We start from the raw sequence: 15,503 nt of genomic DNA on the forward strand, positions 1-15,503 counted from the left end.
ATAAATTGATTTCAAACCAAAAGGTCATAACAGAATGAATACAAAAACACCTGAATCGCAGCCTATTGCCAAAAACCGTCTTGATTATAAATCACCAGATTTTACCATTACCGACATTGATCTTGATTTTGATTTAGCACCCGAAATAACAACCGTCACAGCTCGTAGCCGTGTCGTTAAGAAAAATAATGAAGCGGGCAATTTAATTTTAGATGGTGAAGACCTTAAATTGATTTCTGTTAATATTGACGAACAACCATGGCATGATTATCAGCTCACAAAAACCGGTTTAATCATTCAGCGTGTTCCAGCAGAATTTACATTAACGATTGTTAACGAAATCAAACCAATTGATAATACAGCACTTGAAGGATTATATGTATCAGGTGAAGCGCTTTGTACTCAATGTGAAGCAGAAGGATTTCGTCATATCACTTATTATCTTGACAGGCCCGATGTGCTTGCACGCTTTTCAACACGCATTACCGCGAATAAACAACATTATCCTTATCTACTTTCGAACGGTAATCGCATAGCACAAGGCGAACTTGCTGATGGACGTCATTGGGTACAATGGCAAGATCCTTTTCCAAAACCGGCTTACTTATTTGCCTTAGTTGCTGGTGATTTTGATATTTTAAAAGATCAGTTTATCACGCAATCAAAACGCAAAGTTGATTTAGAAATTTACGTTGATAAAGGTAATTTAGATCGTTCGCACTGGGCTATGACAAGCTTAAAAAATGCCATGCGTTGGGACGAAACACGCTTTGGGCTTGAATACGACTTAGATATCTTTATGATTGTAGCGGTTGATTTTTTCAATATGGGAGCAATGGAAAATAAAGGTTTGAATATCTTTAACTCAAAATATGTGCTTGCCAAACCACAAACAGCAACAGATGATGACTATCTCGGTATTGAAGGTGTAATTGGTCATGAATATTTTCACAACTGGACAGGTAATAGAGTTACCTGCCGTGACTGGTTCCAACTCAGTTTAAAAGAAGGATTAACAGTATTTCGTGATCAGGAATTTAGCGCCGATATGGGAGCACGTGCAGTAAAACGTATTGAAGATGTCAAACTCTTGCGTACTGTTCAATTTGCCGAAGATGCTAGCCCAATGTCTCATCCTATTCGTCCAGAACAAGTCATTGAAATGAATAACTTTTATACAGTAACCGTATACGAAAAAGGGGCTGAAGTTATTCGTATGATGCACACCTTGTTAGGTGAAGATAAATTCCAAGCAGGGATGAAACTTTACTTTAAACGTCATGATGGTAGTGCTGCAACGTGCGATGATTTTGTTGCAGCCATGCAAGATGCCTCAGGTATCGATTTAACTCAGTTTAAATTATGGTATAGTCAATCAGGTACGCCTGAACTTGCCGTTACCGATAATTACAACGAAAAAAATCAACAATATACTTTAACGGTAGAACAATATACGCCAGCAACTCAAGATCAAGCACAAAAACAAGCCTTGCATATTCCACTTGATATCGAGTTATATCAACATAATGGTGAAATAATTCCACTGCAATACCAAGGCAAAACTATTCACCATGTTTTAAATTTAACACAAAACAAACAACAATTTATCTTTGATAATGTCACTCAAAAACCGATCATTTCATTATTACGTGATTTTTCAGCGCCTGTTAAGTTAACTTATGATTATCAAGATAATGATCTTATTTTCTTAATGCAACACGCGACTAACACATTTAGCCGTTACGATGCAGCTCAAATGTTATTAGCAAAATATGTTCGCCTAAATGTAAAAAATTATCAGGAAAATCAGAAATTAATGCTACCTGATTCAGTATTAGATGGTTTTAGAGCGGTATTGTTATCAGAAAATACTGATCCTTTCCTTATTGCGCAAATCTTGACCTTACCGTCTGAAAACGAGTTGGCGAATTTATTTACTTTGGTTGATCCAATCGCAATTTATCAAGTGCGTCTATTTTTATTAACTCATTTTGCAAACGAACTCTATGATGAATTATTAGCCGTTTATCACCACAATAAAACATCACAATATCAAATTGAACATAATGATATTGCTAAACGATCACTTAAAAACTGTTGTTTAACTTTATTAGCATATGCCGATGATAATTTGCGCGCTAATACACTAGTTAGTCAGCAATATCATCAAGCAAATAATATGACTGATTGTTTAGCGGCCTTAAATGTAGCGGTAAAAGCTGAACTGGATTGTCGAACTGACTTATTAGCTGACTTTGATAATAAATGGCATCAAGATGGACTTGTTATGGACAAATGGTTAGCATTGAACGCAACAAGCCCAGAAAAGAATGTTCTTGCTACCGTGAAAAAATTATTAACTCACCGCTCATTTACACTCAGTAACCCAAATCGGATTCGTGCATTAATTGGCGCCTTTGTCAATAATAACCCTGTGGCATTTCACGCTGAAGATGGTAGTGGTTATCAATTTTTAGTTGAGATTCTCACTGAGTTAAACCAAAAAAATCCGCAAGTTGCAGCAAGGCTTATCGATCCGCTTATTCGATTAAAACGTTATGACGAAAAACGTCAACAACAAATGCGAAAAGCACTTGAAGCATTACTAAAAATTGAAAATTTATCTAAAGATTTATTTGAAAAAATTAGTAAGGCATTAGCGGTATAAGTGGTAAAAATATATCCTGCAATATCATTGCAGGATATATTAATCAATTTAAAATTGAAATTTTATACTGAAACACATACCTACCTGAAACTTTTTGACAATTATTCTAATGAGTTTTACATAATGACAATAAAGGAAATCACCCCAGTCGAACTTGTACAAAAATTAAAGCAGCAAGAAAATCTATTTCTGCTTGATGTACGAGAATCCAATGAAGTAGCCATTTGTGTTATCAATAACGCAACGCATATTCCAATGAATATGATCCCGCTATATTTAGATAAAATCCCAGATGAGATCGATATAGTTATTTATTGTCATCATGGCAGGCGAAGCCTAAACGTTGCTTATTATTTAGCAGAAAACGGCTTTGATCCCAACTTCCTATATAACCTTACGGGCGGGATTGATGCTTGGGCTGTAATGATTGATAAACAAATGCCAAGATATTAAAGCCTCCTTTATCAAGCGAGCTTGATTTAGTTATCGTTTATTATTGATGCATAATTCTAATAACTATTTGATTATGCGTTTAATAGATTTCTTTATTCACAAATATCAAGTAAAATAAGCGAAATTATACTAATTTAGTAGTCTAGGAAGTCACTGTGGCGAGCGAATTACCGAAAAATCTGGTCGAAATTCATGACATGTCTTTTTATCGTGGAACGCGACCTATTTATAAAAATATGAGTTTGAATGTCCCTAAAGGTAAAGTGACAGCAATCATGGGGCCATCAGGAATTGGTAAAACTACACTACTAAGGCTCATTGGTGGTCAATTAAAACCTCAGTCAGGACAAATTGTATTTGATGGTGAAGACATCCCTTGCATGTCTCGATCTAGACTTTATGAAGTCCGCAAACGTATGAGTATGTTATTTCAATCAGGTGCATTATTTACTGATTTATCTGTATTTGATAATGTGGCTTATCCGTTACGTGAACACCTTAACTTACCTGAGCCTGTGTTGCATAATTTAGTTTTAATGAAGCTACAAGCTGTTGGATTGCGCGGTGCTGCACATATGATGCCAGCGGAATTATCTGGAGGAATGGCAAGGCGTGCGGCTTTGGCGCGTGCTATTGCACTTGATCCTGATTTAATTATGTTTGATGAACCTTTTGCTGGGCAAGATCCTATCTCAATGGGTGTTATAGTTAAACTTATCGCTGAAATTAACCAATCATTAGGATTAACCTGCATTGTTGTTAGCCACGATGTAAACGAAGTGCTCAGTATTGCTGATTACGCTTATATTGTTGCTGAACAACATATTATTGCCGGTGGCACATCACAACAATTACGTGATAATGACGATTTACGAGTTAAACAATTCCTTGATGGATTGGCAGATGGTCCTGTGCCTTTTCATTATCCTGCTGATGATTATAAATTAGACCTAAGCAGAGGTATAAAATAATGTTGAATTTATTAGCAAAATTAGGGCGATGTTTTATCAATATTATTTCGATGATTGGCCGTTCTGGCGTTATGCTTTTTGGTGCATTAATTGGTAAACCACAATTTAATAAACAATTTCCATTATTAGTCAAACAATTTTACTTTGTTGGCGTTCAATCACTAACGATTATTATGGTTTCAGGCCTTTTTATTGGCATGGTACTTGCCTTACAAGGCTACTTTATATTAACTACGTTTGGTGCCGAAGCAAGCCTTGGAATGATGGTCGCACTTGCCTTACTTCGTGAACTCGGCCCTGTTGTTGCAGGCTTGCTGTTTGCAGGCCGTGCGGGTTCAGCATTAACGGCTGAAATAGGTTTAATGAAAGCAACTGAACAGTTATCAAGCATGGAAATGATGGCGATTGATCCATTACGACGTATTATTGCTCCACGTTTTTGGGCTGGTTTTTTTAGTATGCCGTTTTTAACAGCAATTTTTGTCACAGTCGGCATTTTAGGTGGTGCACTTGTTGGTGTTGATTGGAAAGGGATTGATTCAGGCTTTTTTTGGTCATCCATTCAAAGCAGTGTTAATTGGTGGCATGATTTGGGCAATTGTTTTGTAAAAAGCTTTGTATTTGCTATCGCTAGCACTTGGATTGCACTTTTTAATGGTTATGATTGTGTACCAACATCAGAAGGAATTAGCCGAGCAACAACGAACACCGTTGTTTATTCATCATTAGTTATTTTGGGGTTAGATTTTATTTTAACCGCATTAATGTTTAGTCATTGAGGTCATTAAACATGAGTCGTAAAATTGAAATTACAGTAGGATTATTCATGGTGCTGGTCATTTGTTCAGTGCTATTTTTATGCTTTAGAGTCGCTGATCCAACATCATTTGCTAGCCATAATTCCTTTCGGGTTTATGCTGTATTTGATAACATTGGTGGGTTAAAAGCTCGATCGCCTATCAAGATCGGTGGTGTAGTGATTGGGCGAGTTAGTGATATTTCGTTAAGTTCACCAAATAACGATGAGTACAAGCCGTATGTAGCTATGGATATAGATACTCAGTATAACAAAATTCCAAGTTCAAGTTCTCTTGCAATTAAGACATCTGGAATACTTGGCGAACAGTATATTGATATCAATATAGGTGTTGATAGAGAAACGGAATTAAGTATTGACTCACTAGATGTTGATCCAGACATTTTGGCTAAGGCAGAAAAAAATAAAACTCCACCGTACTTAGTTGAAGGTTTTGTTGTGCACAACACAACGCCTGCAATTGTTTTAGAAGATCTTATTGGTAAATTTCTTTACAGCATAGGTGGTTCATCAGATAAAGACAAAGATGATAAAGATAAAAAACAAGATATAAATGAAAACTAAGGAGTTAACATGTTAAACAAATTTAAAACAACCCTTTTTTTAGCATTAGCTTTATTGTTTAGTGCTAATACATTCGCGGAAAATGATCCCTATAAAGAGATGCAAGTAGCCGCCGATAAAATTTTTACCACAATGAAGTCGCAATCATCGGTGATTAAATCAAATCCAAACAGACTTAAAGACATTGTTAGACAAGATTTATTACCTTATGTACAAGTCAAATACGCTGGTGCGTTAATTTTAGGAAACTACTACAAAAGTGCAAGCGAAGCGCAGCGAACAGCCTATTTTGATGCTTTTGAAAACTATTTAGTACAAACTTTTGCACAAGCGCTTTCAATGTATAATGGTCAGCAATATCAAGTTGAGGCAGCAAAAGATTTAACGGGGAAAAATCTTATTTCTATTCGTGTACTCTTAATCCAACCAAACCAAGGTCAACCTTTACGCATTGATTTTCAATGGCGTAAAAACACTGTAACTGGCGAATGGAAAGCCTATGATTTAGTTGCCGAAGGTGTAAGCATGATCAGCACTAAACAAAATGAATGGTCATCAATTTTACGTCAAGGTGGTATTGATGCATTGACGAAACAATTAACCGAGCTTTCAAATCGCAAAATTGATCCAAATACGAAACCAAAAGGCTAGTTTAAAATGTCGCGAATCACAACAGAAAAACAACAAGATGTATTGTGTTTATTTGGTGAGCTAGATGTTCACTCATTAAACGATCTGTGGTCTACACAAAATACCATATTAAATGGTATAAAACACATTGATGTAGGGCAACTTACTCGTGTTGATTCTTCAGGACTCGCGACTTTAGTTTATTTTTGCAATAAATATAACGTAGGGCTTAAAGGCATTAATCCTCAGTTACAAACATTATTAACGCTGTATGATCTACAACAGGTAATTAACAGCTAACACATTAGCTTTTATACAGAACGCCTAATCACCTGAAAGTTTTTTGACAAAAAATAATCCCCATAATTTATATTAGTGATGAGAATGAAGAATGGATAAACAAGAAATTATAGATAAATTAAAAAGTTCACTTGAGCTTGATGATGTACATGTGCTGACCGATGATGGTAGTCATTTTCAAGTTATTGCAGTAGGTGAATTATTTGCTGATTTAAATCGAGTAAAAAAACAACAAGCTATTTATGCCCCTTTGGCAGAATTTATTAATGATAACCGCATTCATGCACTTTCTATAAAAACCTATACTCCCACTGAGTGGCAACGTGAACGTAAGCTTATGGGATTATAAGTATTCCCTTGCATGAAATTCTCTTGAATTATTCACCTTTGCCATCATATTATGTTCTATTAATAGACAAAACCATTTGTATAAAGGTATCTCAACATGACTAATCCATTACTAACAGATGTACCATTACCGCTTTTTTCTCAAATTAAACCTGAACATGTCTTACCTGCCATACAAGAGGCGCTAAAAAATTGTCGAAATACTATTGAAACTGTACTTAAACAAAATAGTAAATATACTTGGGATAATTTGATCCAGCCCATTGATGAAGTAGACGAAAAATTTAGTCGAGCTTGGTCTCCTGTTAGCCATCTTAATTCAGTTAAAAATAGCTCAGAATTACGCGAAGCCTATGAAGCTTGTCTACCCTTACTTTCTGAGTACGGTACATGGGTTGGGCAACATAAGCCTTTATATCAGGCCTATAAACAACTCAAAGAAAGCGAACAATACGCAACGTTGAGCAAAGCACAGAAAAAAGTTATTGATAATGCATTACGTGATTTTGAATTATCCGGAATTGGTTTACCCGATGATAAACAAAAACGCTACGGTGAAATTGTCGCAAAATTATCAGAATTATCATCAAAATATAGTAATAATGTACTAGATGCGACTATGGGTTGGTCAAAACTAATTACTGATATCAAAGAGCTGTCTGGTATGCCTGAAAGTGCGCTTGCAGCAGCACAAGAACAAGCTAAAATTAAAGGCAAAGAGGGGTGGTTGCTGACATTGGATATACCAAGTTATCTTCCTGTGATGACTTATTGTGATAATCGTGATTTACGGTTTGAGCTTTACCAAGCTTATAACACGCGTGCATCCGACCAAGGACCAAATGCGGGTAAATGGGATAATACAGAGATCATTAAGCAAATTCTGGACCTACGTTACGAGCTAGCACAATTATTAGGTTTCAAGACTTATGCAGACAAATCACTGGCAACAAAAATGGCTAAATCCACAACGCAAGTCATCGAGTTTTTAAGCGATTTAGCAACTAAAGCCAAGCCACAAGGTGAAAAAGAACTAGCTGAACTAAAACGATATGCGTACGAATTTTTTGGTGCCAGTGATATTAAACCATGGGATATTGCTTATTATAGTGAAAAGCAAAAACAGTATTTATATACTATTAATGATGAAGAATTACGGCCTTATTTTCCGCAGCAACGAGTAATTAATGGTTTATTTGAAGTAGTACATCGTATTTTCGGTATTACAGCCAAAGAGCGAAAAGGCGTTGAAGTTTGGGATCCAGAAGTCAAATTTTATGATCTTTATGCTGCTAATGGTGAATTAAAAGGTAGCTTCTATCTTGATTTATATGCACGTGAACACAAGCGAGGTGGTGCTTGGATGGATGATTGTATTGGTCGCATGCGTTTTGCTGATGGTCATATACAAAAACCTGTTGCTTATTTAACTTGTAACTTCAATCGCCCAATTGGAGATAAACCAGCACTGTTTACTCATGACGAAGTCACCACATTATTCCATGAATTCGGTCACGGATTACACCATATGTTAACCGAAATTGATGTTTCATCAGTAGCTGGTATTAATGGCGTGCCGTGGGATGCTGTTGAGTTGCCAAGTCAATTTTTAGAAAACTGGTGTTGGCAACCCGAAGCGCTTACATTTATATCCGGTCATTATCAAACAGATGAACCATTACCCGCAGAAATGCTAGAAAAGATGCTAGAAGCTAAAAATTATCAAGCTGCGTTATTTATTTTACGGCAATTGGAATTCGGTCTTTTTGATTTTAAATTACATACACAAAAAGATCCCGATATTTTAAACACATTAGCTGAAGTCAGAAAACAAGTTGCTGTTGTTCCTACTGTTGAATGGGGACGCTTTCCTCATGCTTTTAGCCATATTTTTGCTGGGGGGTATGCGGCAGGTTATTACAGTTACTTATGGGCAGAAGTTTTATCTGCTGATGCATTTTCACGTTTTGAAGAAGAAGGTATCTTCAATGCGAAAACAGGTAATGCATTTCTTGACAATATATTGTCACAAGGCGGTAGCGATGAACCAATGATGCTATTTAAAAGCTTCCGAGGTCGCGAACCTCAACTTGATGCGCTACTTCGTCACTATGGTATCAAGTAGTTCTAACTTAGCTCAGTTAATACAATTAGCTGAGCAATGGTTATTAGCCCATGCCGATCTTCCGTTTACGTTGGTTAACCAAAATAATCGACTTGAGTTACAAAAAACAGACGAACCCAAATTAGGCTCTATCTGTGTTAATTTTGTTTCTGGCGCGATGGCTCATCGTCGCCAATTTGGCGGTGGTCGTGGCGAGGCAATCGCTAAAGCAGTAGGTGTAAAAGGTGAGTATTTACCCACAGTTATTGATGCAACTGCGGGACTTGGTCGTGATGCCTTTGTTTTAGCATCTATTGGTTGCCATGTCACTATGTTTGAGCGGCATCCTGTCGTTGCCGCATTATTAAGCGATGGTTTACAACGTGCCTACCAAGATCTCGACATAGGTCACTGGATTGAGCAACAATTACACTTAATTTATGATTCAAGCATTGAGGGATTGAGGGCTTACCCTGAAAAACCAGATGTTGTTTATCTTGATCCGATGTTTCCACATCGGCAAAAAAGTGCGCTTGTCAAAAAAGAGATGCGCATTTTTCAACAGCTAGTTGGTAGTGATAGTGATGCTGATAGTTTATTAACACCAGCAAGGCAATTAGCCCGGAAACGAGTTGTGGTAAAACGACCTGATTATGCGCCATTTTTAGCTAACCAAAAGCCAACAGCTGAAATTAAAACTAAAAATCACCGCTTTGATATCTATACACCTTTAAAGTAATAGGGAATATTTTTAAATTATGCGATTAGATAAATTTCTTGCTCATCATTTAGGCGCCAGTCGTACTATTGTAAACAAAGAGCTCAAAGCTAAAAAAGTGACTGTCGATGGTGAGATTATCAAATCAGGTGCGTATCAATTATCGCCAGATCAATTAGTTGAATATGATGGTTATCAAATTGAACAAGTGACCAGCCAACGCTATTTTATGCTCAATAAACCGCAAGGCTATGTTTGTTCGACTAATGATCCCGATCATCCAACAATTCTTTATTTTATTGATGAGCCGATGCCTGAAAAATTACATGCAGCAGGAAGGCTTGATCTTGATACTACTGGGCTTGTTTTGCTTACAGATGATGGCAAGTGGTCACACCGAATTACATCCCCTAAACATCATTGTGAAAAAATTTATGTAGTCACCGTTGAACAACCATTAAAAGTTGAGCTCATTGATATATTTAAAAAAGGCATTCAATTGAAAAGTGAAAAGTCACTCACTAAACCTGCAAAACTAACCATTATTGATGATTTTCATGCTGAATTAATCATTAGCGAAGGTCGCTATCATCAAGTAAAACGGATGTTTGCAGCGGTTAATAATCACGTAATTGCGTTGCATCGAAAACAAATCGGTAACGTGATCCTTGATATACCGGAGGGAGAATATCGACCATTGACTCAAGATGAAATTCATTCTTTTAGCTAATATCAATTGTCGCAATGATAAGTCGTTAAGATGAGGCATTCTATTTATATTTATAGATACTTTAAAGCTAGCCACACCGCAAAAATTAAGCTTGTCCTTAATTAAATTTTATATAAAAGCCGTAAAAAGGAACGATTTGTGCAAAACCAAAACACACAGGTAGAAATAAAAATATCTAAAAAAGCGCTGATTTTTATCCTTGGTTTACTCTCTATGCTTATGCCATTATCTATAGATATGTATTTACCAAGTATGCCAACTATTGCGCACAACTTTAATGTAGCCGATACAGCTGTACAACTAACTATTAGCTGCTATTTACTAGGCTTCTCCGTTGGGCAACTTTTATTTGGGCCGCTTACTGATAGTTATGGACGACGCAACGTTTTAATTTTTGGCCTAATTATCTTTATAGGCGCGGCATTAAGCTGTGCAATTGCTACCAATATTAATCAATTAATTACCGCTCGCTTTTTTCATGGTATTGCGGCTGCGGCAACCACAATAGTCATTAATGCGTTAATGAAAGATATTTATCGTGATCGTGATGAATTTTCTAAAATGATGTCCTTTGTCATGCTGATATCCAATGTTGCTCCATTACTGGCGCCGATTATCGGTGGATTTATTTTATATTGGTTTAATTGGCGAGCCAATTTTTACACTATCTGCTTAATTGCTCTCGCTTGCTTTGGTTTAGTTGTCACCAATATCCCTGAAACACTCGCAAAAGCCAAACGAGATCGGTTTAGCTTAGTTCGTATTTTAAGCAATTTTATTATGCTGTTTCGACACCGCCAAGCACTCACTTATATGATGATAGGCGCATTTTCAGGGGCGGGGTTATTCTCTTTTTTAAGCTTAGGTCCCTTTGTTTATATGAATTTACATGGCGTTGCATCCACTAATTTTGGTTATTACTTTGCACTCAATATTATTGTGATGATATTGATGAATACCGTAAATAGCCGTTTTGTTAAACGTGTTGGTTCGATTAAAATGATGCAGTTAGGGCTTTTTATCCAATTTACTATGGCAACAAGTCTTCTTGTTGTCAGTCTATTTAATCTAGGGTTTACCTGCCTAGTTATTTGTATTGCTGGTTATATTGGTTGTATGTCAACCATTGGAGGCAATAGCATGGCGATTATTTTAGATCTTCATCAGCATATTGCCGGTACAGCTTCTTCTTTAGCAGGTACAATTCGCTTTGCAGTGGCTGGCGCAATGGGTTTATCATTATCAATGTTAGCATCAACGCATTCGACTGTAAGAGAAACGGTAAATAACTCGACCGAATGGTTAATGGTTGGCTCTATGGTGTTATGTAATTTTCTTGCTGTTAGCTTATTTTTGTGTGCCAAAAACCAAAAAAGGAAAAATCATGATTTACCAATTAGGTGATTTACATCCGCAAATTCATCAACATTGTTTTATTGCAAAATCAGCTGAAATAATTGGTAATGTAACTTTAGAGCAAGGTGTTTCGATCTGGTTTAATACTGTTTTACGTGGCGATATCGCGCCTATTCATATTGGTCAAAATAGTAATGTGCAAGATAATTGCACTGTACATGTTGAAACAGGTACCCCTTGTATTGTTGGTGAAAATGTAACAATTGGTCACAATGTTATTCTTCATAGCTGTATTATTGAAGATAATGTATTAATTGGTATGGGAAGTACTATTTTAAATGATGCGAAAATAGCTAAAAATTGCATAGTGGGCGCTAACTCATTAGTCACACGCACGCTTCCTTATAGTGAAGGTTGTTTAATTATCGGTTCGCCAGCAAAAATTATTCGTAAACTGACTGAAAACGAAATTGAAGGCAATATAAACAATGCAAAAAGTTACGTGCAAAATAGCAAACGATTTAGTGAAAATCTATTTCCTATAAATCGATAGTAACTACAATAAATGATGTTTTATATTTCATTCGCTCTGTGACATAGCGCAATTTATGGTAAAATGCCAGCAATTTTAATAGCGATAGTTTTTTAGGTACTTGTTTGAAAAAGCCCAAAATGACAAGAAAGCAGATTATTACTCAATTCATTTTGCTTGCAATACTAGGTTTATCTGTTTGTTTATTTTTATCTCTGTTTACTTACGATCCCGCTGACCCTGGCTGGTCTCGTACTGCTTGGCACTATCCTATTAGTAATTTTGGCGGTTATCTTGGCGCATATGCCAGCGACATTTTTTTCCAATTTTTAGGGTTTATCGCTTATAGCATCCCTTTTATTACTATTTTTATTTGTTTACAACTCATAGTTCATTTTTATAAACATGCCAATGATCCCATTAATTATTTTAGTCTTTCATTTAGAATTATTGGTGTTTTGGCATTTATCTTCAGTTCGACGGGTTTTTTTGCTTTAAATATTCGTGATGCAGAACAATTTGAAGCAGGTGGTTATCTTGGGGCAATAGTCATTGAAAGCCTTCTACCCATTATAAATAACTTAACTTTATCATTAACTCTTCTTGGAACTTGCTTAGCCTGTATAACATTATTAACTGGATTTTCGTGGTTGAATCTAATGGAAAAATTAGGTGCTTTTGTCATGATTTTACTGTTACCTATTAGATGGTTAATTAAGGCTTGTACAACAAATAACATTGAACAGACTGCGTTAAAACAAGAAAAAAATATTATACGATCTGATGATGTAACAAAAGAACCTCAATTTACAATACCTTGTGATAACAAAGGTGATAACACCGAAATTATTTCACCAAGTTATTCTGTTAATAATGAAATACCTCAAGAGCAGGCATCAAATACTCTTATTTCAGCTGATGAAAATGAAAAGATTTTAATCAAAACGACCGAAGAATTAATTAAAACCAAAGATTCTTTGCAATTATCACAGGTAACAACACCCCAAGCCGTTGATAATCCACCTAGGAAAGAACTCGACCCAGAGGAAATTTTGTCTCGTCTTGAATCAATTATTCAAAACATAAATGGGGATAAAGCAACACCAGATCAAGAACAGGCTTTATCTTCTTCAATGGCGCAAATAAAGCAGGTGATCCAAACGCAAAAATCTGAAGAAAAACCATCATTTGAACAATCAGATAAATACACAATATCAGATGCACCAAGTAAACCTTTATTTACTTCGGTAGACAATAAACATGAAATTAAATTCAATAATGAAAAGGATTCATTTGAACCCGCTCTAGATATTTCAATAATGAAAACCATTGAAACTGAGCAGCCATTGGTGCAAGAGCCTGAGGCTATTATAAACACAGCTACCATACAAGAGATAGCAGATGCAAAAACTGAAACGCAAACAGGCGTAAAATTAGAAGTAGAACAACTTGAATATGTTGATACTGAAGCATTAAAAAAAGCTAATCCAATCATTGATGATATTTATCCTGAAGAGATAACTCAAGATAATCAAAATTATCATTCCTCAGAAAATGATGAGGCTAGTTTAATTCATCCATTATTGAGACGTAATGATAAACCATTGCCAAAACCAACTACGCCACTACCTTCGCTAAACTTATTAACAGCGCCTCCAACGGCAAGAATTGAGGTGGATCATGTGGCCTTAAACGCTATGTCAGAATTAATTGAAAAAAGTTTGTCTGATTACCGAGTAAAAGCCAAAGTTGTTGATTATATGCCCGGGCCAGTGATTACTCGTTTCGAAATTGAGCTTGCACCAGGTATTAAAGCTGCTAGGATTTCAACACTAGATCGTGACTTAGCACGATCATTATCCATGCCATCGGTTCGTGTAGTTGAAGTTATTCCGGGCAAACCGTATGTTGGCATTGAATTACCCAATAAGAATCGTCAAACAGTTTATTTTAGGGAAGTATTAGACAGTCCTCAATTCAAAGATGCTCAATCACCATTAACAATCGTATTAGGTAAAGATATCTCTGGGCAATCAGTGGTTGCTGATTTAGCTAAGATGCCGCACTTATTAGTTGCCGGTACTACTGGTTCGGGTAAATCAGTTGGTGTTAATGCAATGATTTTAAGTATTTTATATAAATCGCAACCTGAAGATGTGCGGTTTATTATGATCGATCCCAAAATGCTTGAGCTCTCTATTTATGAAGGAATACCACACTTATTAACTCAAGTCGTTACTGACATGAAAGACGCTACCAATGCACTTAATTGGTGTGTGAATGAAATGGAACGTCGTTATCGTCTAATGTCAGCGTTAGGAGTGCGAAATATTGCTGGTTACAATGAAAAAATTAAACAAGCTGATGAAATGGGTAGACCAATTCCTGATCCTCTCTGGAAGCCAACCGATAGTATGGATCTTAATATGCCAACACTCGATAAATTACCCTATATTGTCGTGATGGTTGATGAGTTTGCCGACCTTATCATGGCAGTGGGTAAAAAGGTAGAAGAGTTAATCGCAAGGCTTGCACAAAAGGCCAGAGCGGCGGGTATCCATCTTGTCTTAGCGACACAACGCCCGTCGGTTGATGTGATTACTGGTTTAATTAAAGCTAATATCCCTACACGTATTGCATTTACGGTATCAAGCAAGATCGACTCTCGAACGATCTTAGATCAAATGGGTGCGGAATCACTGCTTGGTATGGGGGATATGCTTTATTTAGCACCTAATAGCTCAATTCCAATACGAGTACATGGAGCCTTCGTCCGTGATGAAGAAGTTCATGCTGTAGTTCAAGACTGGAAGGCACGAGGTGCACCAAAATATATTGAAAATGTAACCGTTTCAAGTGGTGATAACGATGGCAATAATTCAGAGAGTATCGATGAAGAACTTGACCCTATTTTTGACCAAGTGGTCGAATTTGTTATAGAAACTCGTCGAGCCTCTATATCTAGCGTGCAAAGAAAATTCAGAATTGGTTATAATCGAGCAGCAAGAATTGTTGAGCAAATGGAGATTGAAGGCATTATTAGTGCTCCAGCGCATAACGGTAATCGAGAAGTATTAGCAGTTAAAACCAGTGAATATTGATCTTTATTTAAGATGCTAATTTATTTTTATCAATGAATTAGCGCTTTCACAAAAAATAATATAACGTTATTGCTAGATTGTAACTAAATAAATTGAGGATAATAACTATCGTGTGAATAAATAGTAAAAAATACTTAACTATCATATTGATAATATTAATTATTATTATCAAAAATTCTTATCATACTTCAAAAACACTTTAATAGGTACC

13 protein-coding genes and 1 pseudogene are annotated in these 15,503 nt (G+C 36.2%); all 14 read left to right on the plus strand.

From position 1 onward, the window contains the following. Positions 1-34 precede the first annotated feature (34 nt). Positions 35-2,668, plus strand: a complete 2,634-nt coding sequence (gene pepN / locus A9G41_RS03945) for an aminopeptidase N (protein ID WP_065582416.1) — start codon at positions 35-37, stop codon at positions 2,666-2,668. Between the two features lie 123 nt (positions 2,669-2,791). Then, positions 2,792-3,121, plus strand: coding sequence for a rhodanese-like domain-containing protein (locus tag A9G41_RS03950; protein ID WP_065582477.1), 330 nt, complete (start codon positions 2,792-2,794; stop codon positions 3,119-3,121). Between the two features lie 155 nt (positions 3,122-3,276). Beyond that, entirely contained in the window at positions 3,277-4,092 is an 816-nt protein-coding gene (gene mlaF, locus A9G41_RS03955) for a phospholipid ABC transporter ATP-binding protein MlaF (RefSeq protein ID WP_218057963.1), read from the plus strand. After that, entirely contained in the window at positions 4,092-4,871 is a 780-nt protein-coding gene (gene mlaE, locus A9G41_RS03960) for a lipid asymmetry maintenance ABC transporter permease subunit MlaE (protein WP_218057692.1), read from the plus strand. Before mlaF ends, mlaE begins: the two co-directional genes overlap by 1 nt. 11 nt (positions 4,872-4,882) lie before the next feature. Beyond that, entirely contained in the window at positions 4,883-5,473 is a 591-nt protein-coding gene (gene mlaD / locus A9G41_RS03965) for an outer membrane lipid asymmetry maintenance protein MlaD (protein ID WP_065567662.1), read from the plus strand. Positions 5,474-5,482: 9 nt separating this feature from the next. Then, positions 5,483-6,124 (plus strand): phospholipid-binding protein MlaC, encoded by a 642-nt coding sequence (mlaC, locus tag A9G41_RS03970; protein WP_065567661.1) that lies wholly within the window; start codon positions 5,483-5,485, stop codon positions 6,122-6,124. A gap of 6 nt (positions 6,125-6,130) precedes the next feature. Further along, entirely contained in the window at positions 6,131-6,403 is a 273-nt protein-coding gene (locus A9G41_RS03975; RefSeq protein WP_065582414.1) for an STAS domain-containing protein, read from the plus strand. 91 nt (positions 6,404-6,494) lie between these two features. Beyond that, the gene (locus A9G41_RS03980; RefSeq protein ID WP_065567659.1) at positions 6,495-6,752 is read left to right on the plus strand and encodes a BolA family protein; all 258 of its coding nucleotides are present in this window, start codon (positions 6,495-6,497) and stop codon (positions 6,750-6,752) included. A 96-nt stretch (positions 6,753-6,848) separates the two neighbouring features. Then, a complete protein-coding gene (prlC, locus tag A9G41_RS03985) occupies positions 6,849-8,876 on the plus strand; it encodes an oligopeptidase A (RefSeq protein ID WP_065582413.1) in 2,028 nt (675 codons plus the stop codon). Continuing rightward, the gene (locus tag A9G41_RS03990; RefSeq protein ID WP_065582412.1) at positions 8,863-9,594 is read left to right on the plus strand and encodes a class I SAM-dependent methyltransferase; all 732 of its coding nucleotides are present in this window, start codon (positions 8,863-8,865) and stop codon (positions 9,592-9,594) included. The genes prlC and A9G41_RS03990 overlap by 14 nt, the downstream gene beginning before the upstream one ends. Before the next feature lie 19 nt (positions 9,595-9,613). Beyond that, positions 9,614-10,303, plus strand: a complete 690-nt coding sequence (gene rsuA, locus A9G41_RS03995) for a 16S rRNA pseudouridine(516) synthase RsuA (RefSeq protein WP_065582411.1) — start codon at positions 9,614-9,616, stop codon at positions 10,301-10,303. A 138-nt stretch (positions 10,304-10,441) separates the two neighbouring features. Beyond that, positions 10,442-11,707, plus strand: coding sequence for a Bcr/CflA family multidrug efflux MFS transporter (locus A9G41_RS04000; RefSeq protein ID WP_065582410.1), 1,266 nt, complete (start codon positions 10,442-10,444; stop codon positions 11,705-11,707). Next, positions 11,688-12,212, plus strand: a complete 525-nt coding sequence (locus A9G41_RS04005; RefSeq protein ID WP_065579575.1) for a gamma carbonic anhydrase family protein — start codon at positions 11,688-11,690, stop codon at positions 12,210-12,212. The genes A9G41_RS04000 and A9G41_RS04005 overlap by 20 nt, the downstream gene beginning before the upstream one ends. 146 nt (positions 12,213-12,358) lie before the next feature. Beyond that, positions 12,359-15,292, plus strand: a pseudogene (locus tag A9G41_RS14955) (DNA translocase FtsK 4TM domain-containing protein); the annotation flags it as partial. Between the last annotated feature and the right edge of the window lie 211 nt (positions 15,293-15,503).

The sequence above is a fragment of the Gilliamella sp. Nev5-1 genome (assembly GCF_001690895.1).
GTDB lineage: Bacteria > Pseudomonadota > Gammaproteobacteria > Enterobacterales > Orbaceae > Gilliamella > Gilliamella apicola_C.